The sequence below is a fragment of the Corynebacterium urinipleomorphum genome, assembly GCF_900155535.1.
Taxonomy (GTDB): Bacteria; Actinomycetota; Actinomycetes; order Mycobacteriales; family Mycobacteriaceae; genus Corynebacterium; species Corynebacterium urinipleomorphum.
In genome coordinates, this window is record NZ_LT706964.1 from 225,032 (window position 1) to 251,794 (window position 26,763).

Annotated in this window: 25 protein-coding genes, 2 pseudogenes and 1 other annotated feature; of the genes and pseudogenes, 20 read left to right on the plus strand and 7 right to left on the minus strand. The window is 59.3% G+C overall.

The window, feature by feature from the left end; all coding sequences use genetic code 11:
• Positions 1–228 precede the first annotated feature (228 nt).
• From CZ338_RS10875 to CZ338_RS11370, 5 genes are all read left to right on the plus strand, one after another.
• On the plus strand, positions 229–384 hold the full coding sequence (locus tag CZ338_RS10875; RefSeq protein ID WP_154669280.1) for a hypothetical protein: 156 nt from the start codon (positions 229–231) through the stop codon (positions 382–384).
• Positions 385–421: 37 nt separating this feature from the next.
• Entirely contained in the window at positions 422–580 is a 159-nt protein-coding gene (locus CZ338_RS10880; RefSeq protein WP_154669281.1) for a hypothetical protein, read from the plus strand.
• 174 nt (positions 581–754) lie between these two features.
• Positions 755–1,648, plus strand: coding sequence for a polyphosphate kinase 2 (ppk2, locus tag CZ338_RS06480; protein WP_087117462.1), 894 nt, complete (start codon positions 755–757; stop codon positions 1,646–1,648).
• A gap of 175 nt (positions 1,649–1,823) precedes the next feature.
• On the plus strand, positions 1,824–2,432 hold the full coding sequence (locus CZ338_RS06485) for an enoyl-CoA hydratase-related protein (RefSeq protein WP_162287323.1): 609 nt from the start codon (positions 1,824–1,826) through the stop codon (positions 2,430–2,432).
• 89 nt (positions 2,433–2,521) lie between these two features.
• Positions 2,522–3,058: a DUF5979 domain-containing protein gene (locus CZ338_RS11370; RefSeq protein ID WP_407919367.1), complete on the plus strand. Its 537-nt coding sequence runs from the start codon at positions 2,522–2,524 to the stop codon at positions 3,056–3,058.
• 14 nt (positions 3,059–3,072) lie between these two features.
• Here the strand turns inward: CZ338_RS11370 and CZ338_RS06495 are convergent, their stop codons facing one another.
• On the minus strand, positions 3,073–4,311 hold the full coding sequence (locus tag CZ338_RS06495) for an IS256 family transposase (protein ID WP_204211789.1): 1,239 nt from the start codon (positions 4,309–4,311) through the stop codon (positions 3,073–3,075).
• A gap of 125 nt (positions 4,312–4,436) precedes the next feature.
• Here CZ338_RS06495 and CZ338_RS11375 point away from each other — a divergent pair, with 125 nt between their 5' ends.
• On the plus strand, positions 4,437–4,715 hold the full coding sequence (locus CZ338_RS11375) for an LPXTG cell wall anchor domain-containing protein (RefSeq protein ID WP_407919368.1): 279 nt from the start codon (positions 4,437–4,439) through the stop codon (positions 4,713–4,715).
• A gap of 52 nt (positions 4,716–4,767) precedes the next feature.
• A complete protein-coding gene (locus CZ338_RS06500; protein ID WP_235839480.1) occupies positions 4,768–5,490 on the plus strand; it encodes a class C sortase in 723 nt (240 codons plus the stop codon).
• A 193-nt stretch (positions 5,491–5,683) separates the two neighbouring features.
• Here the strand turns inward: CZ338_RS06500 and CZ338_RS06505 are convergent, their stop codons facing one another.
• On the minus strand, positions 5,684–7,114 hold the full coding sequence (locus CZ338_RS06505) for an IS30 family transposase (protein WP_143341209.1): 1,431 nt from the start codon (positions 7,112–7,114) through the stop codon (positions 5,684–5,686).
• Positions 7,115–7,641: 527 nt separating this feature from the next.
• On the opposite strand from CZ338_RS06505, the gene CZ338_RS06510 reads away from it, so the two are divergent.
• A complete protein-coding gene (locus CZ338_RS06510; RefSeq protein ID WP_087117466.1) occupies positions 7,642–8,607 on the plus strand; it encodes a hypothetical protein in 966 nt (321 codons plus the stop codon).
• Positions 8,608–8,731: 124 nt separating this feature from the next.
• Here CZ338_RS06510 and CZ338_RS06515 read toward each other — a convergent pair whose 3' ends face one another.
• The gene (locus tag CZ338_RS06515) at positions 8,732–9,181 is read right to left on the minus strand and encodes a MarR family winged helix-turn-helix transcriptional regulator (protein WP_087117467.1); all 450 of its coding nucleotides are present in this window, start codon (positions 9,179–9,181) and stop codon (positions 8,732–8,734) included.
• Between the two features lie 712 nt (positions 9,182–9,893).
• On the opposite strand from CZ338_RS06515, the gene CZ338_RS06520 reads away from it, so the two are divergent.
• Complete coding sequence (locus CZ338_RS06520; protein WP_087117468.1) at positions 9,894–10,565, plus strand: sortase family protein; 672 nt, start codon at positions 9,894–9,896, stop codon at positions 10,563–10,565.
• Positions 10,566–10,634: 69 nt separating this feature from the next.
• On the opposite strand, the gene CZ338_RS06525 is transcribed toward CZ338_RS06520, so the two are convergent.
• Positions 10,635–10,928 (minus strand): rhodanese-like domain-containing protein, encoded by a 294-nt coding sequence (locus CZ338_RS06525; RefSeq protein WP_087117469.1) that lies wholly within the window; start codon positions 10,926–10,928, stop codon positions 10,635–10,637.
• A gap of 173 nt (positions 10,929–11,101) precedes the next feature.
• Here CZ338_RS06525 and CZ338_RS06530 point away from each other — a divergent pair, with 173 nt between their 5' ends.
• The 8 genes and pseudogenes from CZ338_RS06530 to CZ338_RS06565 all read left to right on the plus strand — a co-directional run.
• A complete protein-coding gene (locus tag CZ338_RS06530) occupies positions 11,102–11,716 on the plus strand; it encodes a hypothetical protein (RefSeq protein WP_143341272.1) in 615 nt (204 codons plus the stop codon).
• A gap of 380 nt (positions 11,717–12,096) precedes the next feature.
• Complete coding sequence (locus CZ338_RS06535; RefSeq protein WP_087117471.1) at positions 12,097–13,623, plus strand: SpaH/EbpB family LPXTG-anchored major pilin; 1,527 nt, start codon at positions 12,097–12,099, stop codon at positions 13,621–13,623.
• Positions 13,624–13,886: 263 nt separating this feature from the next.
• Positions 13,887–14,774 (plus strand): class C sortase, encoded by an 888-nt coding sequence (locus tag CZ338_RS06540; RefSeq protein ID WP_087117472.1) that lies wholly within the window; start codon positions 13,887–13,889, stop codon positions 14,772–14,774.
• On the plus strand, positions 14,771–15,601 hold the full coding sequence (locus CZ338_RS06545) for a pilin N-terminal domain-containing protein (RefSeq protein WP_143341273.1): 831 nt from the start codon (positions 14,771–14,773) through the stop codon (positions 15,599–15,601). Before CZ338_RS06540 ends, CZ338_RS06545 begins: the two co-directional genes overlap by 4 nt.
• A 606-nt stretch (positions 15,602–16,207) precedes the next feature.
• The gene (locus CZ338_RS06550; RefSeq protein ID WP_087117474.1) at positions 16,208–16,387 is read left to right on the plus strand and encodes a hypothetical protein; all 180 of its coding nucleotides are present in this window, start codon (positions 16,208–16,210) and stop codon (positions 16,385–16,387) included.
• Between the two features lie 322 nt (positions 16,388–16,709).
• Positions 16,710–19,100 (plus strand): SpaA isopeptide-forming pilin-related protein, encoded by a 2,391-nt coding sequence (locus CZ338_RS06555; protein ID WP_143341274.1) that lies wholly within the window; start codon positions 16,710–16,712, stop codon positions 19,098–19,100.
• A gap of 144 nt (positions 19,101–19,244) precedes the next feature.
• Entirely contained in the window at positions 19,245–20,102 is an 858-nt protein-coding gene (locus tag CZ338_RS06560; RefSeq protein WP_235839481.1) for a class C sortase, read from the plus strand.
• A gap of 121 nt (positions 20,103–20,223) precedes the next feature.
• Positions 20,224–20,499: pseudogene (locus CZ338_RS06565) on the plus strand (IS3 family transposase); the annotation flags it as partial.
• A gap of 64 nt (positions 20,500–20,563) precedes the next feature.
• Here CZ338_RS06565 and CZ338_RS06570 read toward each other — a convergent pair.
• Entirely contained in the window at positions 20,564–21,802 is a 1,239-nt protein-coding gene (locus CZ338_RS06570; protein WP_204211789.1) for an IS256 family transposase, read from the minus strand.
• A gap of 107 nt (positions 21,803–21,909) precedes the next feature.
• Between CZ338_RS06570 and CZ338_RS06580 the strand changes: the two are divergent.
• Positions 21,910–22,997: pseudogene (locus CZ338_RS06580) on the plus strand (IS3 family transposase); the annotation flags it as partial.
• Between the two features lie 127 nt (positions 22,998–23,124).
• Here the strand turns inward: CZ338_RS06580 and CZ338_RS06585 are convergent.
• A complete protein-coding gene (locus CZ338_RS06585; protein ID WP_087117479.1) occupies positions 23,125–23,610 on the minus strand; it encodes an inorganic diphosphatase in 486 nt (161 codons plus the stop codon).
• 269 nt (positions 23,611–23,879) lie between these two features.
• A protein-coding gene (locus CZ338_RS06590; RefSeq protein ID WP_143341226.1) for an IS3 family transposase occupies positions 23,880–25,108 on the minus strand; the annotation gives its coding sequence in 2 pieces (ribosomal slippage) (positions 23,880–24,832 and positions 24,832–25,108; 1,230 coding nt in all).
• Positions 24,734–24,833 (minus strand) — a sequence feature (AL1L pseudoknot). Its footprint overlaps the gene before it by 100 nt.
• Positions 25,109–25,795: 687 nt before the next feature.
• Here CZ338_RS06590 and CZ338_RS06595 point away from each other — a divergent pair.
• Entirely contained in the window at positions 25,796–26,404 is a 609-nt protein-coding gene (locus tag CZ338_RS06595) for a D-alanyl-D-alanine carboxypeptidase (RefSeq protein ID WP_456236329.1), read from the plus strand.
• 16 nt (positions 26,405–26,420) lie between these two features.
• On the plus strand, positions 26,421–26,762 hold the full coding sequence (locus CZ338_RS11380) for a D-alanyl-D-alanine carboxypeptidase (protein ID WP_407919365.1): 342 nt from the start codon (positions 26,421–26,423) through the stop codon (positions 26,760–26,762).
• Position 26,763: the final 1 nt, after the last annotated feature.

Consider the following 26,763-nt stretch of genomic DNA (forward strand, 5'->3'; position numbering starts at 1 on the left):
TGGCGAGGAAGTTCCAGTATGCTGGCGCGGTTCAGGCCTTACTGACGATAAATTCAGGGATTAATGAGAAATTAAGGTTGTCTTATCCCTACGTCTATTTGCGACGGGTTGTTGACTGAAAATCTGTCTATGGCAACATATCTGACTGTGACGCCCGATCGGGGTGTCTGAAGATCCAGAAACCCTCATCCGGCGCTCGCCGGTGATATCTACAAGGAGATCATTCACATGAACGTGAACGAAATCATCTGGCACCTCGAGAACTTCCAGAACACCTGGAACGGCTGGAACGAGTTCCTCGGTGGCCTGTTCGACTTCTTCCAGAAGGCTCCGGTCCAGTTCGGCGAGGCAGTTCGCGCTGTCGCGGCAGCTTCCTCCAAGTAAGAACCACCTTTCACTTCGTTCCTAAGGAGAACACATCATGGAGAAATTCAACTCTTTCATCAACGGCTCTTCCGCTCTCGGCCACGGTGCATATCAGTTCTACAACGATCTGCTCGCTCCGGTCTTCGAGTTCATGCAGCCGCTCGTTGACGCAGCTGCTGGCCTGCAGAAGCTCCTCGAGCTTCTCCCGCGCTAAATGACGCGCCGCTAGGAAACTTCTAGCGAGTATGCTGATCCCGCCGCTCATACGGCGGGATTTTTGCGTTTCAGAGGCGTGTCTCAAGAGGGGGTACAGAAGGGGGAACGAGACCCTGGCGAGAAGACCGCGTAGCTCAAGCGGTGGGGCGCGAGCGCCGCTAAACTGGCGGGCATGGCAAACGATGATGACATGCCCATGATCGACCTCACTCAGACTGAGGGTTACTACGTCGACGATTCGGATGAAGACGACCCGACGCTTCTGATGCCGGACGGCACGCCGATCCAGACGTGGCGCGAGAATTACCCGTATGACGAGCGCATGACGCGCGACGAGTACGAGAAGGTGAAGCGTGCGCTGCAGATCGAGCTGCTGAAGTGGCAGAACTGGACTAAGGACACGGGGCAGCGCCACATCATCATCTTTGAGGGGCGCGACGCAGCCGGTAAAGGCGGCACAATCAAGCGCTTCAATGAGCACCTGAACCCGCGTGGTGCGCGCACGGTGGCACTGGAAAAGCCGTCGCCGCGCGAGTCCACGTCGTGGTACTTCCAGCGCTACATCGAGCACTTCCCAGCGGGCGGCGAGATCGTCTTCTTCGACCGCTCTTGGTACAACCGCTCCGGCGTGGAGCGCGTGATGGGATTCTGCACCGAATCGCAGCACGCGGAGTTCCTTCGTGAGGTGCCGATGCTGGAGAACATGATCCTCGGCTCCGGCATCTCGCTGACCAAATTCTGGTTCTCCGTGACGCGGAAGGAGCAGCGCACGCGCTTTGCCATCCGCCAGGTCGACCCGGTGCGCCAGTGGAAGCTGTCGCCGATGGACCTCGCGTCCTTGGATAAGTGGGATGACTACACCCGCGCCAAGGAAGAGCAGTTCCGTTACACGGACACGGATGAGTCCCCGTGGGTCACCATCAAGTCCAACGACAAGAAGCGCGCCCGCATCAACGCCATGCGCTACATCCTGTCCAAGTTTGAGTACACGAATAAGGATCACGACGTGGTGGGCGAGCCGGACCCGTTGATCGTCAAACGCGGCCGCGACCAGATCGGGGACTAGTCGCCGCAGTCTGAGAATGCGCCTAGGAGCACTTATTTGTTCCTAGGCGTTTTCACTCTGCTGCACATACCCAAGCATCTAGCAGTGAGTAACTAACGGTTTAAGTCCCGGACCCGCCATGCGAAATCTCGCGTTGCCGTTGTGCGCCCTACCCCGGGGGCCTAGTGTCAACACTGTGCTTATCAACGTCACCCGCCCTGCCGACGGCATCGTCGAGCTGACCCTCAACCGCGATGAAAAACGCAACGCGCTGAGCGAAGAACTGCTCGTTGCGCTTGAGCAGGAGCTGGAGCGCGCGCTTATCGACGGCTCCGCTGTCCTCCTCACCGGCGCCGGCACAGCCTTCTCCGCTGGGGCCGACCTGACGGCTGGCGATCCCACCGGGATCTACCCGTCGCTCAAGCGCGTGGTGGACGTGATCCGCGGCGCGGAGAAAGCCGTGGTGGCGTACGTGAACGGCCCCGCGATCGGCGCCGGCGCGATGCTGGCGGGGGCGTGCGATATCCGCGTGGTGGCACCGTCTGCGCGGTTCGCTATTCCGGTGGCCAAGATGGGGGTGACCGTGCCACCTAGTCTCGCCGTTGAGCTTGCGGATTTGGTGGGTGGGGCGCGAGCCCGGACGATGCTCATGACTGGTTTGCCCATCAATGCAGTCACGTCGGTCGAGTGCGGTTTCGCCGCGCTCCGCGGCACGTACGACGATGCTGTCGAAGTAGCCAGGCTTTGTGTGGCGGGAGACCCGGCGACAATCGCGTCGATCAAGGGTGCTTATTTCAGTGAATAAATGAACCTGAATCCGCGCCCTGCACAGCAAAAACGGACGGCGCACCGGTTGTGACGAAGCTGCGCAGCGGATCCGCTGGTGGTTTCACGGTGACGAATAACGTCGCGGCGGGTACGACTGAGATCGCTACAGCGAACGCGGAGAACCGCGAGTTGAACTGCACCGTCAGCTGGGAGTCGAAGTATCAGCCGGCCACGTTAGAGCTGAGTAAGCAGCTTGACGGCACGGCACAGAACCTTTCCGAGATGAACGACCACAAATTCATCATCAACCACAGGTGCGAGGACTATCAGGGGTGCAACAAGGCGTACCCGGGGCACTTGAGCGGATCCCGCACGTTCACCCGCGGCCAGTCCGCGTCGATCACGGGTTTGCCGGTGGGAGCGAACTGCACTGTGTGGGAGTCATTCCAGGATGGCGATAAGCCCGTCCTGCCCGGCAAGACACTGATGCTGGGGTGGGGGAGCAATGGTGCTGCCACAGCAACGGCGTATACGCAGGGAGCAAACGGCGGGGGACAAGCACGTTGCTCAACCCGACGTACCGGTTCAGGGTCAAGTACGACACGACGCAATGGTCAAGTCCCGTGTAGTGGTGTAGCCGTTCGTGCTTTCGGCTCGGTATGAAGTTCGGGGTTTGGTTAGGCGGTTAGCTGGTGCTGCTCACCATGATCGTCTCCTGTGCGGTGCATGAGGTGTTTGGTCTGTTCGAGTGCGGATAGTGACATGTAGCGTTTCTGCTGGATCCAATCGTCGTGTTGCTCTGCAAGTACCGCACCAACAAGCCGGATGATGGATTCACGATTCGGGAAGATACCCACAACATCGGTGCGCCGGCGGATCTCCCGGTTTAACCGTTCTGTGGGATTGTTCGACCACACCTTCGTCCAAACTGGTTTCGGGGCGGCGGTAAACGCCAACACCTCATCGAGTGATTCCTCTAAGTACGTTGCTACCTGGGGGAACTTCGGTTCCAACAGATCAACGACCTCATGGGCTTGCCCCCAGGTGGATGCCGCGTCAGGTTGCTGGAAGATCGTCTGGAACATCGCTGAGACCATCGGCCACTGTGTTTTCGGGACCTGCTCGTAGAGGTTCTTAGCGAAATGGGTGCGGCACCGCTGCCACGACGCATCAGGCAGCACCTCAGCAATGGCGTGCTGGATGCCTTCGTGAGCGTCACTGGTGATCAGGAAGACACCGCGAAGTCCGCGGGCTTTTAAGTCTTGGAAGAAGCCTTTCCACGATGCGTTGGATTCCGCGGTGGCGACGTGCATGCCGAGCATTTCGCGGTAGCCGTCGGCGTTGACCCCGGTGGCCAACAGCACGCAGCATTTGACCACCCGGCCGCCTTCACGCACCTTGATCGTCAGCGCATCGCACGACAGGTAGGCGTACCCACCGGGATCGAGTGGACGGTTTTTGAAATCGGCGACCATCTCGTCGAGTTCTTCCGACATCCGTGAGACTTGCGATTTCGACATGTTGGAAATGCCAAGTGTTGCCACCAGATCGTTCATTCTGCGGGTGGAGACCCCTTTGAGATAGCACGTCGCGATCACGGTCGATAAGGCCCGTTCGGCCCGTGAGCGTCGCTCGAGCAGCCAGTCTGGGAAGAAAGCGCCGTGGCGTAGCTTCGGCACTGCCACATCGATCGTGCCGACGCGGGTGTCCAGATCGCGGTGGCGGTACCCGTTGCGGTGGTTGACCCGCTCGGTGGAAGCAACACCGTACTCGGCGCCGCAGACGGTGTCGGCCTGGGCGGAGAGGATCTGGTTGATAAACCCTTGCAGCATCTGCCGCATTAGATCTGGCGACGCTTGGGCGAGCAGATCGTCCAGATAGGTTGTCGGGTCGATAGAATGCGGAGCAGCGGTCATCGTCATGTGCCTTTCGGTGAGATGTGGTAGTTGAGTCGAAAGGTTACTGACGGTGGCCGCCCCACTATTTTCAAGGGCCCACCATCAGCAAGCGTTACACCACACTAAGGGACGCAACCGACGCAATTCGACGTGGAGAAGCAACTGCGACTTGCTCCCCGCAAAGATGCGAGCGGAAAGACCGTGATGGACGGGGTGCACCAGATGCGGGTGGTAGCACCAACGGAAGGACACCGGGTGGGGGCTCTGACAACGGTGCACCGGACACCGGCGGCGGCAAACGTAGCCGTGACCTCGCTTCGACGGGTGCGGCCGTGATCGGCGTGACAATCCTTGGAGCCCTGTTCATTCTTCTCGGGTTCCTGTTAAGGCGTCGGCGGGATGATGAGGACGACAACGGGTAGGACGAATAGAACCAGTGTGGGTAGCGTGAGATGGCATCACAGGGCAGACGCAGTGGCCGCGCTGGATAGTGAGGCCAAAGCTGAGCAACTCCGCCGCGCCCACGAGTACAACGACAGGTTGTTGGCGAAAGGCCCACACGCACGCCCTCCTGTGGAGGGGGATCCGGGCTTTGACGATTACATGAGTCAGCTCACGCTCCCGGAGCAGTACCGCATCATGGCGCGCATCCGTGTGCCGGCGATCAACGTCGACTTGCCCGTTTATCACACCACACAGCCGAAGGTGCTTTACGACGGCGCCGGCCACATGTACGGCTCCACCCTGCCCGTTGGCGGGCTGGGCACTAATTCCGTTATTTCTTCCCATACCGGAATGGTCAACGCCGCGATGTTCGACCAACTGCCCATGCTCAAAGAGGGCGATGACATCTATATAGAGGTCATGGGTGAGGTGCCCCGGTACAAGATGACGTCCCGCGAGGTGGTCAAACCCGACCGCTACGACGCGGTGACGTATGAGCCCGAACTAGACCAGGTCACGTTGATCACGTGCACGTCGTACGGCCTGAACACCGATCGGTTGCTCGTCCATGCTGTCCGCGTCCCTTTGGACCCGAATGAGGAGATCCCGGATGCCGGCATCGGTTGGTCGTGGTGGATGATCGCCGTCGTGCTGATCGTCCTTCTCGTTCTCCTGCTGATTTTGTGGAAGCGTTACCGCGATCGCAAGCTACGCCGTCAGCGTGAACGCGAAGCGCAAAGCCGCTCTGTCTGAGAGCCGTGCTGCGCCCGATGTGGGGTGAAAACCCCGTGAAAACTCCACTGATGAAAAAATTTCCAGAATTTCTTCATGCCAATGAAGATTCGAGAATCATCGTTTAAATGACCGATCTGACAGGCGCTGAACAGCGAAGAAGCAGCTTGAGTTCCGCATTCGAATTTAAACGTAACATTTTCGCAGGGCGGGATCATGCGGTGATTGCGCCACCGTTGAATAGTTCTTCTAGTTTTTCACGGGGTGTGGCTCCGTGAAACTTGACGATGGGGGTGTCGTTGAGTTCGTTTTGGACCCAGGCGACTTCCTCGGCGCTGACAAGGGCGAAGTCGGTTCCTTTCGGGAAGAACCGGCGCCGGATTTCCCCGTTGGTGTTCTCGTTGGTGGGCCGCTGCCACGGTGAGTGCGGGTCGCAGAAATAGACCTTGCACCCATCAGCGATCGACACCGTGGCAGTCAGCGCCATTTCTGATCCTTGGTCCCACGTGATGGTCTTTAACTGTTCGGCGTTGAGGTCTTTGACCATGCGTTGCAGCGTTCCGACCACGGTGGCCGATGAGTGCTCGTCAGGCAAATGCCCCAGCAGGGTATACCGGCTGGAGCGTTCAATCAGGGTGATCAACGCACTTTTACCTCCTTTGCCGATGACGAGGTCTCCCTCCCAGTGCCCGGGGATAGCCCGGTCGTCGACTTCTGGTGGCCGGGTGGTGATTTCTGCACCTGTGATCCACGACCGGCTGTTGGTGGCAAGACCTGCTGTACGCGACCGTGGGGTGCGTTTCGTGCCGCCTTTGATCAGTACTTGCTGGGTCTTCATGATCGATTCCAGCTCCGCGCGAAGGCTGCCTTTGCCTTGGATGTAGAGCGCGGAGTAGATCGCTTCGTGGGATAGCTGCATGGTTTCATCATCGGCGAAAACCCGCTCCAGATGGCAGCTGATGCGCTTTGGTGACCATTTGCGTGCAACACCTGCGACAACGACTTTCCGCAACCGGTAGTTCGTGTCGATGCGGCGTGGTTTCGGCCTGGCCATCCGTCGTGTTGTGCGTTCACCGGCGACTTCGGCGTTATAGGTGTGCACCACCGTCCCGGCCGGGTTGATGACCTCCCACCCGTTACGGCGGATTTCTCTGGCAACCACGCTATGGTGCCGGCCGATAGATGAAGCGATCGCCCTAGCCGATAAGCCTTGGGCGCACCCGGCATGGATCTGGGCCCGGTCAGAGACGGTCAACCGTTTGCCCACCCCCACACGCATACCGTCGATGTCAGTTGGTGTAGCCGCCGTAGACACCGCGGCGGTGGATAAAGGTGCTGGCATGACACTATCTTTGCGCCACTGGTACACCGTCGATCTGCTGACCCCCAACCAGTCGGCAACCGCAGCCACCGGCACACCGTCAGCGAACATCTCCTCGGCGACTCGGCGGTTGTGTTTCCACTGCTTTGCAGTACCGCGGTCACTCGTTATCCCTGCTTTACGCATCCAGCTGTACACAGTCTTAGGTGCTACACCGAGACTTTCCGCAATCCGGTATGCGGACTGACCATCTAGCACGCAGGCAACGGCAGCTTGTTTATCCTCATCAGAAATGACTGTGCGCGCGGGTGCTTTTCCAGGCACGACCACGCCTTGTTCGATGAGCCAAGACCGCACAGACGATACGGGCAAGCCCACCCTACGAGCAGCGTGTGACACCGACGCGCCTTGTCGCACCAAGCCAGATGCTTGCTCAAATCGGTCCTGTCGGCTCTGTCTTCTGACTGTCGATGGACCGGCTACACCCGCTTTGTGCATCCAGCTGTAGACAGTTTTTGGCACCACCCCAAAATCCTCAGCAACCAAATAAGGGGACTCGCCAGCAGCAACACGGGCAACCGCCGCCTGACGAATTTCCTCCGGCACCCAACCAGTCACAACGCAACCACCTCTCGATCGAGATGGCGCATTCACCCATTGACAGTCCCCAGGGCGTTCTTAGCTCCGAATTCGCGGATGTTACCGGTGTGATTGTTGTGATCGTAAAGTTCGTGGTATACGCTGTGCCTTAACCCAGTAAGTACGGGTCTAGGCCTGTCGTCTGACCGTCGGTCCGGCACCCTGCTTTGGGATCTGCTTCTTTTCCCAACTTCAATAGGAGAGATTGATTCATGAAGCGCTTCAACAAGACCGCCGTCGCTCTCGCGACCGCTGGTGCAATGACCCTGGCTATCGTTCCGAACGCAGTTGCGGAGGACGGAGTGGTTACCGACACCAATCAGGCTCCGGTCCCGGGAGCTCCGTCTTTCGGCCCGGGCGGTTTCGAGAACCCCGGTAACCCGTCTATCGACGAGGCGAGTGCGGGCGACGAGGCTGATACCATCGTGAATGGCACGCCTGTGGCAGACCCGACCCTGCCGCCGCGCCCGGTGAAGCTTGGCGACGATGAGCCGATCGAAGAAAGCCAGGATGCCTTCCAGCCCATCCCGGTCACTCTCAACAAGGGTGACCAGATTGTGGACTTTGCTGGCAATGTGCAGCACACCGCACAGGCCGACGGCGAGTATGCAACCCTCGAGCCGGGTGACCGCGTCATCCGCAACGGTAAAGAGGTTACGAACGAGGTTCTCGGTTCCAAGGACGATAACGCTCCTCGCCCGGTGACCCTCAAGTGGGGCGACGTCATCGTGGACAGGGACGGCCGTATCGTCTGGTCCGCTAAGGCTAACGGTGAGAACGCCGTGCTGCAGGACGGCGACAAGGTCGTCCCGGCCGGTCGTATCGCTGCTGGCGTCCTGGGTACCCTCGCGGCTGTGACTCTCGGTGGGGTTCTTTACAACGTTGTGAAGAACTCCAAGGGTGAGCCGGTTCTGGTTCCGGCTGAGCGCGCTGACCAGACCCCGACCGCCGAGGACGAGGCTAAGACCAAGGAGCTCGTCGAGAACAACGCAGAGGAGCTCGCCGCTCAGGCTGCTGCTCAGAACGGTGGCGCTGACGCACGCACCCCAGACAACGCTGACCGTGGTGTCGGCGCTGCAACCGGTAACAACTCCATCGCTAAGGGCCTCGTTGGTCTGCTGATCGCCTCCATCATGGGTGCAGCTGCCTTCGCATTCGGCCGTCGTCGTCTGGTCTAAACCACAGCTGGTTTAACCACGACACATCCCTACGTAGCCCCGTTTTAGGGCGGGGTGGGGATGAAACAAGGGCTCGTCGATAAGCATCATGCTTACGGCGGGCCCTTCTCGCGTGCCTGGGCGGCTACTCCTGGGGTGCGGGTGGTGCCATGATTGCTTTGGACAGCTTGCGCAGTTGCTTCAGCTGCTTGGTGGTGGTCGCGTCGAGGGCGCGGTCCTCCGCGGCGGAGACCACCTGGGCGAGCTGAGTGTGTGCCTTTGCGCCCTTCTTGGTTGGCACGACGATCTGGCGACGGCGGTCCTTGGCGTCGCGCTCACGGGCGACCCACCCGTGGGTCTCCAGGGAATCAATGAGGCGGACCATGTCGGAGGCATCCACGGCGAGAAGCTCCGAGAGCTGAGTTTGGCTGGCAGCGTGCTCCAGCGTGCAGGTGAGTACCCAGAACTCGCGCATAGTCGTGTTGAACTCCGACAGGGCTCTCTCCACCTCTTCGCGCGTGGCGCGACGGATCCGTTCGATCTGAAATGAGGGGGATTGGATCAACAATTCCGGGTGCGCGAGAGATTCAGCCATGGGCTCAATCTAGCATCCGTTGGATCTACCTATGGTTGGTATGGCTTCATTGTTCAGTCCGGCATTCGCAACACTCCGCGATCTGAATTTGAAAGGACATTGTGCCGGGTAAACAGTGGAATGAATAGTGGGAATTCGTGCTTTATCGACTATTCTTGCCGCTATGCATGACGGTGGCGAAAGCGGGCAGCGGCGGCGTGAAGGCCGACCGGTGAGTGGCGCGCACGGAGGGGCTCGCAGAGAGCCGGAGCAGCGGACACGCGGCCGCCACGCGACCGATACTCCCCAGGAGTGGCCGGATCATTGGTTCGAGCAGCGTCGTTCCGCTACCACGCCGCGGCGCCGCCGCTCGGAGGGATCACAAGGCCGCAGGTACGCGCCGGGCGCCGAGGATCCAGCAGGCAGCACAACGGCTTATCGCCGTTCCCCCTCACCCACCCCGCGACCCCAGCCGGATCGCCAGAGTGCCCGTGCAGGGCATGTCCCGGGGATGGCGCGTGAACAGTGGCCTGCGGTGCGCGTGCCGCAGGGACAGCCGCGAGAGCTACACGGCGAGAGCCAGACTTCGCCACGCGCCGACCAGACTCTTGTGCAGGAGGCAGTGCCCGCCACCGCCGAACCGCGACGTTCGCATGAGCACGCGGAGGGATTGCAACAGGAAACGCGTCGTACCCAGAGCGGGAAACGCCGGAAACAGCCCGCGAAGTCGTGGATGTACCCATTGCGCCGTGCTGCCGCTGTTCTCGTTGTGCTGCTCATTGGCTTCGCAGGTCTGCGCGCCTGCGGCATCATCGGTGGCAAGGGAGAAGAGCAAGAGGTCGCTTCGCCCCCCTCGAGTTCGCAGGCGGCGGATCAGGTCGCGGTGTCCCGTCCGATCGAAATGACCATCCCGAAGGTGGGGCTGCACGCCAAGTTTGAGAAGAACAACTGCCTGTTCAAAGACGGTTCAATCGACCCGTCCACGTTGTCCGAGGCGTGTGTGTACACGGCGGACGATCGCCCGTACTCGCTCCCCGGGACGGATGCCTCCGACATTGTCGTTGTGGCTGGTCACGCGGCAGCGGGCGTACCCGCGATCTTTGACAAGTTGTACGACCCGTCTAACGAACACCACACCGTCGCCGTCGGCGATGAGTTGTACATCCGCACTGAGCAATCCGGTGACCGCTGGTTGAAGTACGAGGCAACGGACCTTCACGAGCCGGAGAAAACCGCTTTGGCCCAGTCGCAGGAGATCTGGGGGAGCGGTCCCATGCCGGGCAGGTTGCTGACGCTCACGTGCATCCAGCCCGCCAACCCGTTCGCGCCGTCGGTGAAGAACGCGGTAATCGGCTGGCAGCTTCAGGGTGTGGTGAGCGGTGAGGAAGCGCAGCTGAACGGCTAGCCCCAACGGAGCTTCCTGGCACCGGTGCCGTGCTCGTAGCTGCTCAGTCTAACTGCCGTTTGTGAGTTGTTACTCCGCGGTTGGCAGCCCCGCGTTGACCCACGCCTGGGTGCCGCCAAGGACATTGATCGCCTCAGTTCCGAGGACTTCCTCGATGTACTGCGACGCTTCCACTGAACGGCCGCCGGACTTGCAGATGACGTAGACCGGCTGGTCCAGATCAATCTGGCCCGCCAGTGCCACGAAATTGGACAGGGGAAGGTTGACGGCGCCTTCGGCGTGGATGTCGGAGAATTCGTCGGGCTCGCGGACGTCGATAAGCTGGGCGTTTTCGGGAACTTCGGTGACCTGTACTGACTGCATGGCGCCAGTGTAGATGAACTAATGTCATGGGTATGGCTGGCGACGACGTGCGCGGATACCCTCCGCGGAGAACCCCGCCAGCTGGCGTGCGACCCACCCCGCCTCCGCGACGATTCGCGCCGCAGCCCCCGCATGTGTACAAGAGACGCCGCCGGGTCGCTGTGCTGCTATTGGTGCTGTTCGTCCTTCTCTTCATCCGCGCATGCGTGCCCAGCGAACACGACCGTGAAATGAGAGCGTGGAAGGAACAAGCAAACCAGGCGCTCGAGCAACCCCTGGACGTGGGAGAGGAGATCGCCCCGTCGCGCCCCGTGGAGATGCGTGTGCCCAGCCTGGATATGACGGCGGAATTCGACGACGCCGACTGCCGCGTGGAAGGTGGCGCCGTCGTACCTTCCAGCGCCGATCGCGCCTGTGCGTTCACTGTTGACGACCGGCCGTACGTATTGCCCGGCACATCCTCCAGCGACATTGTGGTGCTGGCCGGTGACGGCGGTGGCGCCGGGGCATTCCGTTCGCTCAGCGACGAGCGTTCGCTGACTCCCGGCACCTCTATGTACCTGAAAACCCGCGAATCAGGCGACCGCTGGCTCAAGTACCAGGTCACCGATCTGCACGACCCCTACGAGGGTGCTCTCCCCGACACCGCCGATATCTGGGGCAACGTGCCCATGCCGGGGCGGTTGCTCACTATTGCGCGCACCGGGGGCACTGGCAGTTCCGGGGGCGATGTGAGCTTTGCCGTCGTGGGGTGGCAGCTGCAGGGGGTTGTGGATCAGCTGGAGTAGGGGCATTGAGTATCTGACGTGACGTAAATCATAAAATTTAAGGTTGAGTTAAGTTGATGTTTACGTAAACGGTGGGAACAGCTCTTATAAAAACTTTCTAATCTGTCGCGTCGGCTAATTCCGGGATGGTTGGCCGAGTATTTCTCAGGCAGGGGATTCTGGGCGTTTGCCAACTCCCACACAGGTTGTTTATCGCCTAATATAAGGTCATCCGCCGGGAGCTTTTCGGTCGAGTTTCCTGAGGGTCTGGGCGGTGATCAGGGGTTCCCCTGGTTTGCGCCGTGTTTCACTGTGACGCATTTTCCGCGGAAAGTGGCGCGCGGCTCCCGTTTCTATCTCCAGCGGGTAATAAGCCCGCCACTAAACTGAAGGGTTTCCACGTGAAGAATCACTCTCTCGCAGTGCGTTCCGTGACGGTCGCCGCTGCTGCAGCTTTGACCTTGGGTATTGCGCCTTTTGCGCCGGCCGATGCTCAGGTCGGTGTGGTCCGTGAGGATGGCGGCGTTCACGTTTCCGACTCCACCATTGACACCTCCGCTACCGGTACGCTGACCATTTTCAAGCGCGCCAACCCGGCAAGCACCCAGGCTCCTACTGGCGAAGTTGTGGCCCAGGCGCCGGGCGATGCCCTCGCCGGTGCCGGCTTCACCCTGTACAAGGTGACCAACGCCGACCTGAGCACGAACGCGGGTATCGCTGCTGCGTCCAACCTCACCGTCACCACTGCGAAGCAGGGCACCCCTGTCGCTGGCGAGAAGATCACTGATGCACAGGGCAAGGCGAACTGGGATAACCTCCCCGTCGGTGTCTACCTCCTGAAGGAGACCACCACTCCGGCCGGCTACTCCCCGGCAGCTGATTCTCTGGTCTTCATCCCGATGACTCGCGAGAACGCCACCAATGGTGGTACCCAGTGGCTGTACGACATCACCGCATACCCGAAGAACACTTCTCAGCAGCAGCCTGAGAAGAAGGTCGAGGACTCCGGCAAGAACGTCGGCGACACCGTCAAGTACACCATCGATACGTGGGCGCAGACGGTCCGTGAGGGCCAGTACCGCACGATTTACCGCATCGAGGATACCCTCGACAAAGCCCTCGATGCCGAGAACGCAAAAGTCACGGTCACCCCGAACACCTTCACCCAGGGCACCGACTACACCGTGACCAAGAACGGCCAGAATATCGTTGTCGAGTTCACGGACGCTGGTGTCGCGAAGATCCAGAACGGTCAGCAGATCTCCGCAACGATTGAGGCCAAGGTCAAGGAAAACGTTCTCACCGACGGTGCGCTCAAGAACAAGGCACGTCAGATCCAGAACAACCCGAACTCCAACCAAAAGACCAAGGAGAACGAGACTCCGAACGATACTCCTGAGGTCAAGACCTACTACGGCAAGATCAACTTCAAGAAGGTTGATGGGGACCGTAAGGCACTGCAGGGTGCAGAGTTCCAGGTCTACGGAACCAACGAGGCCACCTGCTCCAACGCCGACGCGAACAAGGATGCTCGCCAAACGGCTAACGGAAAGGACACTTGGACTTCTGGTCAGGACGGCACGGTCACCATCGAAGGCCTGCACGCGAACAACATCGCCAACATGGACAGCAAGGGCAATACCACGCCGAATAAGTACACCAAGTACTGCCTCTTCGAGACCAAGTCCCCGAGCGGGTTCGAGCTGCTCGCCGAGCCGCTTGAGTTCACTCTGACCGCAAGCACCGACACCAACACCGTTACTGCTTCCGAGATCAAGGTTGGTAACAACGCTGGCGAGGTCGTCAACCTTAAGGACACCACCCCGAAGCTCCCGCTCACCGGTGGTATGGGTATCGGTCTGCTCGCGCTGCTCGGTGGCCTGATCATCGCAGCTGGTGCATTCGCCGCAAAGCGTCGTAGCGCCTAAGCGGTACACAACCCCACGCAACGACTTCCCGCACCGTGGCCTAGGTGACTAGGTCCTCGGTCGGGGTCGGGGAGCACCGAAGGGTGCGGCTGGGGCGTCGATAAGCGGGAAAAAGCTGTTGTTGCGCAGCGCGCGTCGACGCCTCGCGGCCCGGGCAACCGGGCCACATGCGGCGAGACGGATCGGGGAGAACCTCTCGCTGTGAACGCCGCCTGATACGGCGGTATCTCCCCCAAGTTTCTAAAGGATGACGGGTGGTGGCAATGACTCAGGCAGTCGATACCGCGATGCCGGACAAGACGAATGACGCCAAGAAGAAGTCCGTGCTGCTGCCCGTTGTCATCATTCTTGTTGGTGTTCTGGTTCTGCTGTACCCGGTTGTGGCAACTCACTGGAACAATGTGCGCCAACACCACGTAGCCAACGACTACGCGCAACTGCAACAGAGTGAGCCGGAGGATCTGCTGCGCAAGCAGTTCGAATCCGCGCTGGTGTACAACCAGACTCACACAAAGGGGCCGATCCTCGATCCCTGGCTGGCGCGCATCGGCACCGACAATCCTGAATACCAGCGCTACGCGCAGGAGCTCGACGACTACCCAGTCATGGCACGCCTGATCGTGCCGACCGGCAAGATCGACCTCCCCATCTACCACGGCACCTCTGACGAGGTACTGAAAAAAGGCGTTGGTCACCTATTCGGAACTGATCTTCCCGTCGGTGGCGAAGGCACACATGCTGTGCTTACTGGCCACACAGGACTGACCAGCGCGACGCTCTTCGACCACCTCAACGAGGTCAAAGAGGGCGATGCCATCTACGTCCAGGTTGCCGGCGAGAAACTCAAGTACGAAGTGGACAGCACCGAGGTCGTGCTTCCCGACGAAACAGACAGCCTTCGCGCACGCGAGGGCGAGGACCGGATCACCCTGATCACCTGCACGCCGTACGGAATCAACTCCCACCGCCTGCTCGTGCACTCGCACCGCGTCCCCATGGACCCCGATGAGAGCGTATTCGACAAAAGTGCGACTCCCGTGCAGTGGTGGATGTGGGCCATCCTCCTTGCAGTGTTGATCATTCTTATTCTGCTGGCCTGGTGGCTGATTGACCGGGCTCGCAAGGAAAAGGCTCTGGAAGGAGCACAGTGACTACTCGGATGATTAAGGCGGCATTGGCCGCGGCTGCTGTTGCGGGGTTGTCCGCTGGTCCTGTGCTGTCGGGCCCGGTTGCACTTGCCGATTCCCGTCCGGTGATCGGCGCGTGCCGTGACATCACGTCGACGTCGCTCATGCAGGACAGCGGTGAGCCGCTCAACCTGACGGTGAAGAAGACCCAGGGCAACCAATTCAGCGACGTTAAAGACGGCCAGCTGCCCCTTGGATCGATCGAGGGGATCGAGTTCAAGCTTTACACCGTCCGCGGGCTCGATTTGACCAGTGATGCGGGCCTCGCCGCAGCGCAAAAGCTTACCCTTGAGCAAGCGCGGAGGAACGGCACCGACTTGGTTGCGGCCCAGCGCACCGACGCTGAAGGCGTGACGACGTTCACCGGCCTCAAGCCAGCCATGTACCTCGTTGAAGAAATCGCCCCAATTGACACGACGCATGACTACCGCACTTCGGATCCGTTCCTGGTGCTCCTGCCGACTATCGACGCTGACTGCCAGACCCGCAACGGCGACACAGTCACAGTGGTCAAGTCCCGCGTAGAGCCCCCAGTACCTCCAACCACGCTGACGCCACCGACGACTCCGGACGCGCCGGATACACCCGGCTTCCCGCCGGACACTCCGCCGGAGTCTGAGCCGCCGACCGAGGACACTTCTGTCCCGCCGGTTGACGAGCCAGGTGAACCGCCCAGCGAACCGACAAATCCCCTGGCTTACACCGGTGCGAACGTCCTCTGGGCTTTAGTCGCTGCCGGCGCCCTAATCGCTGGGGGAACCTTGCTCGTACGTAATCGCAAAGACGAATAATCCGCATAGCCGAGAAACGAATTCGAAGGTCACAATCATGTTGAACAACACAGATCGCCGCCCCGCAGAGGCCGCAGGTGCTGCTCAGTCCGGTGCCGACGTCGTTTCCTTGCGTTCCGGTTTCACGCGCTTCGCTACAGTCCTCTTTGCGCTGGGCGCCGCTATCGCACTTGTCGCCGGACTCGCATTCTCGGCTGGCACCGCGCCGAAGGCGGAGGCGCAGACGTGCAAGGACGTTGCTACCGTTGAAACCCTCAAGGTCGATTCCTCGACGCAGTATGCCAGCCCCGCGGCGCGTCTGCTCAAACTGTCAGGATTGAAAACTGGTGACCGAGTTTCAAGACTCGAAATCTCGAACTCGAGTAAGAGTTTCGGCAAATCTACAAGCTACGTCGCGATTTTTCAAGATAGTAGTGGTCAACTGACGCACGAAAGCTACAACGGTGCTAAAACTCCGCAAAGCTCTGGTCTCGGCACGAAAACCATCACTTATGTTTTTTCGGAGAGCCCGGTCGGTACTTCCGACGGTGGATTCGACGTTGTAGTTCCTATTAGCGACAACACGGCGTCCAATTTCACGGTAAAGGCAACAGTCACGCGCCAAGAGTGCACGACTCCTCCACCGCCGACGACTTCGAAGGAACCGTCCGCCACACCAACGCCTACAACAAAGCCGACGACTGCCCCATCGACTCCGACTTCAGCCGCCCCTTCTACCTCTGGCGCGCAGCCGACCAGCACGACTCCGACAAGCACAACCACGAAACCTACGACGCCTGGTTCTGACCCATCGACCAGCACCGCGCAACCGACGAGCACGACACCCGCTTCCCCGACGGTGGACCCAAACGCGGGTACAGGCGAACGCCCTGCTGACGCGACGAAGCCGGGCGGGAATTGGATCGGAATCCAGATTCACGCGCGAGCCTTTGATCAACCCTGGGAGGGGGCACCGTCCAACATTCAGTCGCAGATTTCTCCGCGTGGCAATGACACCCGTTACAGCAAGGGTCTCCGGTTCCGTCTATACCGGTCTGCTGGAAAAACTCCATTCGAGGCATCAGATATGGGGCCTTCGACCCCAATCAATGAACCATGGGCGACCTGTGTGACCAATGACAAAGGCACCTGCACCATTTATCCACCGGCTTCAGTGCTAGACACGGGTTACTTCATCATTGTCCAAGAGACCGAATATCCCGGTTCTTACCACGTCCCGGAAATCAACTGGGGTGAGTATGGCAACTTCAACAACCGAACTGGTGCGCAGCTGCCCGGTTTTGTGAATTTGCGGCAGAGGAGCGATCTCTTCGGATCCGTGATTCCGATGAGCTACGCGAACACTACGCCCGATAACACATCCGGTGCGCCACTCAACTCGTTTGGTTCCAGCGTTCAATCTCTTAATAATCCGCCGATCGAGAAAGCTCGCCGGTGTCAAGCCTCCACCGGCCCCAGGATCGCGCTCGTTATGGATACGACCGCTTCAATTAGTGCGGCCAACGGGACCCAGCTTTATCGGGATGCGGTTTATGAGAAGGCAGGCAGCTTTCTCGACAGCCTCCAAGGAACTGGTGCTAGCGTTGCCTTCTTCAGTTTCGCTGCAGATTCTCCGTCAAATTCCCCCAACTATCCCCAGCCGATCTCGGTAGATGCTGACCTGCAGGGGGCTAAGGCGGCGGCCAAGAGCGCCCTGAGGGGGATGGGGGGTGTGACCAACTGGGAACGCGGACTCAATGCGGCTAAAAATGCCGGAGTCAAATACGACGAAGTCATTTTCGTCACCGATGGTGACGCTAACCACTGGGGTTCAGGCAACACCGGTGTGAATGTCGATGGCTCAGTTCGCGGTGTCGAAGCTGCAATCTTCCGCGCTAATGAAATTAAAGAGATGGGCACCCGAATCGTCTCGATCGGTGTCGGCCAAGCAGAAACCGCTGCGCATTGGAAAGGCGCCGGACAGCTGAAAGCAGTATCCGGACCGACTTACGGTGAAGACTACTTCGGTACTGACTGGAACCATCTCGCAGCCACACTTCGAGCGGCAGCCAGCCAAGTTCTCTGCCAACTTGAGGTCACCGTGGATAAGACCATCGTCGACTCACAAGGCAATCGAGTTGCCGATCAAAGCGCAGCGAATGGCTGGGACATGAGTATCAATGTCTCAAATATCAAATCCAATTTGGACGGAACGCTCGCTGGTGGGCTGGAATCTAGCGACCCGGTGTACCCAGCTAAACTTTCGGGGCAGAACGGTGTGAAGGTGCCTGTCAACGGCCGTATAGATGACACTAGGGGAACACCCGACTCTAGCTGGATGGTCACTTTCTACGGTGACAACGGTGTTGACTCCTCCGGCAAGAGAATTCCGAACTCGGCAAGTGTCTCGATCTCTGAGAACACAGCCAGCAAGCAAGGCTACGAGTTTGTCGCTGGCCAAGGATCGGCGGGCAATTACCGGGGCTCTTGGTATGAAGTGAAAGACATTGTATCGGGTAACACTCTGAAAACAGGGGCCTTGACCGACCCGAAAGTCGATATTGGTGACCAGCCCCAGGGAAGAAAAGTGATCGTTCACATGGCGAATCGCTTCATCCCCGAGATCACGCTCCAAAAGGATCTTCCCAATGGACGAAAGATCGATTCGGATCAGTTCAGCCTTGAAATTTCTAAGGTGACGGGTGCACAGAACGGAGCATTCGTGGAATCGCCTTTGGGAAATCCGGCCGTGACTCAGGGAATGGAAAAAGGACTTCAGAAAACAAGGGATGGAAAGCCGGTTCAGGCGGGCCCATTCAAATTGGAGCCGAACACCACCTACCTCTTGCGCGAAAACGGCTCCAACAACGCGAAGTTGAGCGATTACGACACAACGTTGAAGTGCACGGGTGCGAATGCCCAACCTGTGCCTGAGACGATGCGAGGCGGAACGGGACGAGTCTGGCAAGTTCAGACTGCGTCAAATATGAGCGCAAACATCAACTGCACCTTCACCAATACACCAGTTGCGGCTTCTTCTATTTCCTGGAAGAAAATCGACAACGAGAAGAACCCTCTTGCGTGTTCGCAGTGGCAGCTGACCCGGACAAAGGACGCCCAAGGCAAAGCTGTCACTCCCGAGAAGTGGGTAGTGAATGACAACGCTCAAGGAGCCACCTGCACCTACCCCAACTCCGGGCTTCAGGAAAAGAAGGATATCGATCCGGCTCCCGGCTCGTTCAAGGTGGATCAGCTTCCACTCGGGACCTACTTCATTGAAGAGGTGCGGGCTCCGGAGGGATACGGGGTGAATGACAAGCGCAAGAGCGCGGAATTCGTCTTGACCGCAGATAATTCCATGAACGGGGTTGTACTGAGTGATGCCTTCATCAACTACCCCAGTACTAAGACTCCGGGCACGCTTCCGCGAACAGGTGGCCACGGCATCGGCCTACCTGCAGGAATCGCGATTCTTATTCTCGGCGCTGGTTTCGCGATGCTTCGCCGACAACGAGCCTAAGACGCTAGGTGGGAGCCAACAGCGAAGCTGGCTCTCACGTGAGATTGCTCTTTGGACCTACGCATTCGATTGCCCCACTTGGAAAGTTGAAAAATGGCCTCTACTAGGACAGCGCAGCACCGCAAGCAAGCTTCGCCCCGAGGCATGCTGCTTCCAGTGCTGTTGATTTTGCTCGGTCTTGCAGTCTTGCTCTACCCGGTAGTGGCCACCCAATGGAACAACTATCAGCAGACAAAGGTCGCTGAGGACTACCGGTCCATCATGGAGGATGCCGTCCAAAAGGATCCGGATGCCATGGCACGGGCTCTTGAATCCGCCCGCGAGTACAACCGAGAGGGACGTGGGGGTCCGATCCTGGATGCGTGGTCTTCCCGTGATGCCGAGAGCAATCAGGAGTACCAGGCGTATCTGAAGCAGCTGTCGGGTTTGCCAGCCATGGCACAGCTGGTCATTCCATCGATCAATGTGAATCTGCCAGTTCAACACGGCACAAGCGATGAAACGCTGACCAAAGCTGTGGGACACTTGTTCGGGACTTCGTTGCCTGTCGGTGGTCCCGATACGCACGCGGTGTTGACAGGACACACGGGCCTGACAAATGCGACGCTCTTTGACAATCTCACCGAAGTCAAAGAGGGCGACGCGATCTATCTCGCTGTATTCGGCGAAAAGCTCAAGTACGAAGTCCACGACATCGAGGTGGTTCTGCCTGAGGAGACAGACAGTCTCAGGGTGAAAGAAGGCGAGGACCTTCTCACATTGATCACCTGCACGCCCTACGGAATCAATACTCACCGTCTTCTCGTGCATGCGCACCGTGTGCCGATGGACCCAGACGACTCCGCACTCGACGACGCCGGGCCGCCGATCCAGTGGTGGATGGGAGCAATCCTCGCCGTAGCGGTGCTGGTGATTCTGCTCCTCATCTGGTGGTTGCGGCGCCAGAGAAAGAAGCGCAAGGAAGCGGAGGCTGCAGCCGCTTCTGCTTCGGAGACGGAGTAGGGAATCTGGACTGATCTTCTGGCCTCGCACAACGCAACGCGCCCCGCGGCACCGTTGTGTGAACTGCTCCCCATTAGTTGGACTGAGAAATCAGTTACCGACTAGTGGGGAGTAGTTTTCATTGAGAGCACGAAGTTCGCTAAGTGAGCGGCAGCGCGAGCAGTTGGTGGAGTGTTTCGAGCAAGGCATGGGCTCTATAGCCGCTGCCAATGCTCTTGGTGTCTCTAAATACGCCGTCCGTACGCTCCGTCGTCGGTTTCAACTGCATGGCAGGCTATGTCTTGTGGAGAAACCGACAAAGCAGCAGTACTCGTTCGAAATCAAGAAGGAAGTTGTCGAGCGTCACCTTGCTGGCGAGACAAGAATGGATCTTGCCCGTGAGTTTGGCCTGTCGTCGGTCAAGTCCCGTGTAGTGGTGTAGCCGTTCGTGCTTTCGGCTCGGTATGAAGTTCGGGGTTTGGTTAGGCGGTTAGCTGGTGCTGCTCACCATGATCGTCTCCTGTGCGGTGCATGAGGTGTTTGGTCTGTTCGAGTGCGGATAGTGACATGTAGCGTTTCTGCTGGATCCAATCGTCGTGTTGCTCTGCAAGTACCGCACCAACAAGCCGGATGATGGATTCACGATTCGGGAAGATACCCACAACATCGGTGCGCCGGCGGATCTCCCGGTTTAACCGTTCTGTGGGATTGTTCGACCACACCTTCGTCCAAACTGGTTTCGGGGCGGCGGTAAACGCCAACACCTCATCGAGTGATTCCTCTAAGTACGTTGCTACCTGGGGGAACTTCGGTTCCAACAGATCAACGACCTCATGGGCTTGCCCCCAGGTGGATGCCGCGTCAGGTTGCTGGAAGATCGTCTGGAACATCGCTGAGACCATCGGCCACTGTGTTTTCGGGACCTGCTCGTAGAGGTTCTTAGCGAAATGGGTGCGGCACCGCTGCCACGACGCATCAGGCAGCACCTCAGCAATGGCGTGCTGGATGCCTTCGTGAGCGTCACTGGTGATCAGGAAGACACCGCGAAGTCCGCGGGCTTTTAAGTCTTGGAAGAAGCCTTTCCACGATGCGTTGGATTCCGCGGTGGCGACGTGCATGCCGAGCATTTCGCGGTAGCCGTCGGCGTTGACCCCGGTGGCCAACAGCACGCAGCATTTGACCACCCGGCCGCCTTCACGCACCTTGATCGTCAGCGCATCGCACGACAGGTAGGCGTACCCACCGGGATCGAGTGGACGGTTTTTGAAATCGGCGACCATCTCGTCGAGTTCTTCCGACATCCGTGAGACTTGCGATTTCGACATGTTGGAAATGCCAAGTGTTGCCACCAGATCGTTCATTCTGCGGGTGGAGACCCCTTTGAGATAGCACGTCGCGATCACGGTCGATAAGGCCCGTTCGGCCCGTGAGCGTCGCTCGAGCAGCCAGTCTGGGAAGAAAGCGCCGTGGCGTAGCTTCGGCACTGCCACATCGATCGTGCCGACGCGGGTGTCCAGATCGCGGTGGCGGTACCCGTTGCGGTGGTTGACCCGCTCGGTGGAAGCAACACCGTACTCGGCGCCGCAGACGGTGTCGGCCTGGGCGGAGAGGATCTGGTTGATAAACCCTTGCAGCATCTGCCGCATTAGATCTGGCGACGCTTGGGCGAGCAGATCGTCCAGATAGGTTGTCGGGTCGATAGAATGCGGAGCAGCGGTCATCGTCATGTGCCTTTCGGTGAGATGTGGTAGTTGAGTCGAAAGGTTACTGACGGTGGCCGCCCCACTATTTTCAAGGGCCCACCATCAGCAAGCGTTACACCACACTAAGGGACGCAACCCTGTCGTCAGACATTCTCGTCAGAGATTGGGCGCGGAAATGGCGCAAAGGTGGCGATGAGGCACTAAAACCGAAGCCGAAGGGCAGGTCCAAAGGTTCGGCTGCCCCGAAGCGGCTTAGCGAAGAAGAGCAGCTGCGGCGCCAGATCGCGCGGTTGGAAGCGGAAAACGCTTATCTAAAAAAATTGCGGGACTTGAGGAATCAGGGACGCGCTTGAAAGTGCAGGCGATTGTCATCCTCAAGTCGCACCACCGCTTGGAATACCTCCTAGAAGCAGCTGGTATCCCGCGGTCGACGTTCTTCTACCACCAGAAACGACTCAGCCAACCGGATAAGCACGCCGCGCTCAAAGATGCGATCCGGGAAAGCTTCGAACGTAACAAGCATCGCTACGGCTACCGGCGAGTACTACTCGACCTGCGTAGCCAGGGCTGGGTGGTCAACCACAAGCTCGTCTACAAACTCATGTGCGAGATGGGTCTTCGAGCCAAGGTCCGCCAACGCAGGCCTTATGTTTCCTACGCTGGGACGATCAGCCACATTGCCGACAACAAACTTGACCGCAAGTTCACCCCTGATAAGCCGAATACCGTTTTCGTCAGCGACGTCACCGAGTTCAGGGTCGCAGGCCGCAAGGTCTACCTGTCACCAGTGATGGATCTGTTCGATCGTTCAATTGTTTCCCACACTGTGGATACATCGCCGTCGACAGCGTTTACCGCTGATTCCTTGACCAAGGCGATCGCGGTTTGTGCGCCTGAACCCGGGTGGATGATGCACACCGACCAAGGATTCCAGTATCAGCACTCGTCCTGGCGCGACCTGATTAGTGACAACGGTGGTATGCAGTCAATGTCGCGTAAAGCCAACTGCTACGACAACGCGGTCATGGAGAACTTTTTCGGGCACTTGAAAACCGAGATGTACTACGGCGAAGTCTTCGACACTGTCGCAGAGTTCAACCAGGCGATCGATCAGTACATCGGGTGGTACAACACTGAACGTATCCAACAACGACTCAAGGGCCTGCCCCCGATGCAATATCGGAATCAGGCCCTTGAACCCCTAACCGCCTAGACTTAAACCAGTCCAACTTTCGGGGGCCAGTTCAGTGCGGGGTGCGGCGGGGCGTTCGTCGATAAGCGGGAATGCTTTAGTTCTTAGTCTTGGCGTCCTTGGTCTCTTCGAGGTTCTCGCGGGAGTTCTACTCGCCCTGGGCCTTGAAGTTCTGCAGGGACTCCTCGAGGATCTTCTCGGCCTCGGCCTTGTCGCCCCAGCCGGAACCGGAGACCTCCTTATTGGGCTCGAGGTCCTTGTAGTGGACGAAGAAGTGCTCGATCTCGTCCTTGACAAAGTCGGAGACGTCGTCGATGTCCTGGTAGGACTCATAACGCACATCGTCGATGACGCAGAGGAGCTTGTCGTCGCCGCCGGCCTCATCCGTCATCTTGAACACGCCGATCGGGCGGGCAATGACCGTCACGCCCGGGAACACCGGCTCCGGGGTGATCACCAGCGCGTCCAGCGGGTCGCCGTCGTCCGCGAGCGTGTTGTCGATGTAGCCGTAATCCGCCGGGTACGCCATCGGGGTGAACAGGTAACGGTCCAGGAAGACGCGGCCGGTCTCGTGGTCGACCTCGTACTTGTTGCGGGAACCCTTCGGGATCTCAATGATGACCTCAATAGCCATTGAACGCTCCTTAAGTCTTTGGCGGTGTCTGTCTGGGGACCATCGTAGCCTGCGGCCTGGGTGGGGTGCGCGGAGTCGTGGGGGTGTGGGCTGGCGCGGGCCGGGGTTTCTGCGGGGTTTCGGGGTGGTTGTGCGGTCGTTTTGTTGTGGTTTCGGGTGCTTTTGGGTGCTTTTGGGCGCTTTTGGGCGCGGCGCTGGCTCAGGTTAGTCCCGTTTGAGTTTCAGATCCCATTAGCAACATGAGTGAAGCGTCCTGGTTTTTGTTCCGCTTATTTAACGCCCAACGTTTGAGCGTCTGATCGTTGATAGTAGGCGTCCTCCATCTCCTGTGGAGTGATATATCCCAGGGATTGATGAAGTCGCTGGTTGTTCCACCAGTGCACCCAGCGAAGGGTGGCGATCTCGACTTCACCGACCGATGCCCACGGCCGGTGGGGATAAATCAGCTCTGTTTTGTAGAGCCCGTTGACCGTTTCAGCCAACGCGTTGTCATAGGAGTCGCCGACGGTGCCGACAGACGGATCGATACCTGCCTGGGTGAGCGCTTCACCGTAACGGATCGAGACATACTGCGAGCCGCGGTCACTGTGGTGGACAAGCCCTTCTGAGCGAAGATCACCAGCGTGATACAGGGCGTGCTCAAAGGCCTCCAACGGCAGTTCATCGGTACGCATGCTCGCCCGAGTCGCCACACCGACGATCTTCCTGGAGTACACATCAGTGATAAACGCGGTGTAGGCAAAACCAGACAAGGTGCGCACATAGGTGATGTCAGCGACCCACAACCGGTGCGGCGCGGGTGCAGTGAAGTCACGGTTGACCAGGTCAGGGCGGCAATCCGGCACGTTGGCCCGAAGCGTTGTCATCGGTGTGCGGCCACGCCTGCGGCCTTGAATACCAGCTTGCTTCATCAAACGCGCGGTCTGATCACGACCGATGTTCCAGCCGGCGCGCTGCATAGCCTTCCACATCTTGCGGACCCCGTAGACGCTGAAGTTGTCCTCGTAGACCCTCACCAATTCAGGAATAAGCAGCGCATCTGACAAACTCCTCGCCGACGGCGCTCGTGCTTTCGCTGCTCGGTAACCGCGAGAGGTGATGAACCCACATTCTGTCTCTTTCAAGGTGCGACAGATAGCCTCGACCCCGAAGCGATCGCGATACGCATCGATGTATTCGATCATCTTCTGGTGGGACGGTCGAGTTCCGCCGCGAAAAAAGCTGACGCGGTTTTCAAGATCTCGTTAGCCCTGCGTAGCTCCTTAATCTCTTTCCGGAGCCGCTTCAGCTCGTCAGCCGCTGACTCGCCGGCGCCAATCTCAACATCGGACGAGGCCATATTCGGCTTCAACCAATCGTTGAGCGTGTGCGCTGGAATGCCGAGCTTTTCACCGATCTCTACGGCTGCACCCCATTTCGAACACCCTTCGAGCTCAACGAGATCCTCAGCCAAACGCACTGCCTTGGCCTTGAACTCGTCACTGTACTTCCTTGGCATGATTCCAATCCTTCTCTAGAAATGATCGGAACTAAACCCAGGACACTTCAAGTTTCAGATCCCATTAGCAACATGAGTAACATTTCACCTGCGGTTTTGGGAACGGTTTCAAACGCGACTAACCGGGGCGGCTTCGCGACTAACCGAGGCGGTTCCAATTCGGTTCGCCTTGCCCGCCTGGTTAGGCTGCGCTACGTTCCTTGGAACAGCGCGTTCGAGGCTTACCTGCTGTTATCCCTACGGGTTCTAGAGGTCTGCCGATTGACGTGTGTGCGAAAACGGTGACTTTTTGGGGGTCGCATCCCCGTGAATCCGTAAAAGTCTTGTGGAAGTGGCTCACCGGTTTGCTCACTCGCTTTGACAGCGAGCTTTGCCCACTCGCGTCGCCGCTCTTCCTTAGTCATCTTCGTAGTCATCGGCAGCCCTCCTTTCGGTGCCTCTATGATCACCGCTGACTCCTTCAACGGCTAGCTCCTGGATGATCTTCTGTTCGGTCCGTGTTGATAGTGGACTCGTGGTCCATGCGGGTGGCACCGACTATCCGCGCTACCCTTGACCCCGATGACTAGACGAGTGTGGCCGTGGGCCGTGGGCGCCGTGGCGGTGCTGGCTGTCGGTGGGGCAGCGGGTACCGGGGTGTGGGTGCAGCAGGAACTGAGTGGCCTCAACCATGCGCCGGCGTATTCGATGGCGGAGCCCGAACCGTTGCCGATTGAGCCGGCGTCGGCGGAGCCGGTCGACGAGGGGGCATTGCGTGAGGCGTTGCGGGCGCAGGCGTCGAACCCGCAGTTCGGCAAGCTCCACGTGCGGGTGAGCAACGGAGCGACGGGAGCGACGGTGTTCGAGCAGGCGTCGAACGACCCGCTGCAGCCGGCGAGTTCCACGAAGGTGCTCACTGCAGCCGCGGCGCTGTACACGCTCGAGCCCGACGCGACGATCGCGACAGATGTGGTGCGCGCGGGCGACGCCGTCACCATTAAGGCGGCGGGGGATGTGTGGCTCACACCGGAGAAGATCGACGAGCTCGCAGAGAAAGTCGGTACCGCGTCCGCTGTGTACATCGACACGTCGGCGTGGCCTGAGGAAACCCAGATGCCGGGGTGGGACCCGATGGATATTGACGGGGGATTCGTCGCGCCGATGGAGCCCGCAATGATTCACGGCGGCCGTCTCGGAGGGGAAACCAGCGGCGACGTGCCGCGCACGCATACGCCGGCGCTGGACGTGGCGCGGGCGCTCGCGGACCGGGTGGGCGNCCCAGGCCACGCTGGATACGCTCACGGAGCACGGCTTTGACATCACGGGAGTGACCTTGGCTGACAGCAGCGGGTTGTCGCGCTTCGACCTCATCCCGCCCAGGCTGCTTGACGATGTCATGCTCCGCGCCACCTCCACCGACGAAATCCGTGAACTCCTCCCCGCACTGGCTATCGCGGGCGGCGACGGCACGCTGTACGAGCGCTACACCGACCTCCCCGGCAAGGGCTGGGTCCGCGCGAAAACGGGCACGTTGACGGGCACCTCGGCGCTCGTCGGCACGGTCACGTCCGAGGTGGGCAATGTGTACACATTCGCCATGATCAGCAACGGCAGCGACATTCTCACCGCACGCCGCCTCATGGACGAATTCACGTCCACGCTCCGCCAGTACTAGC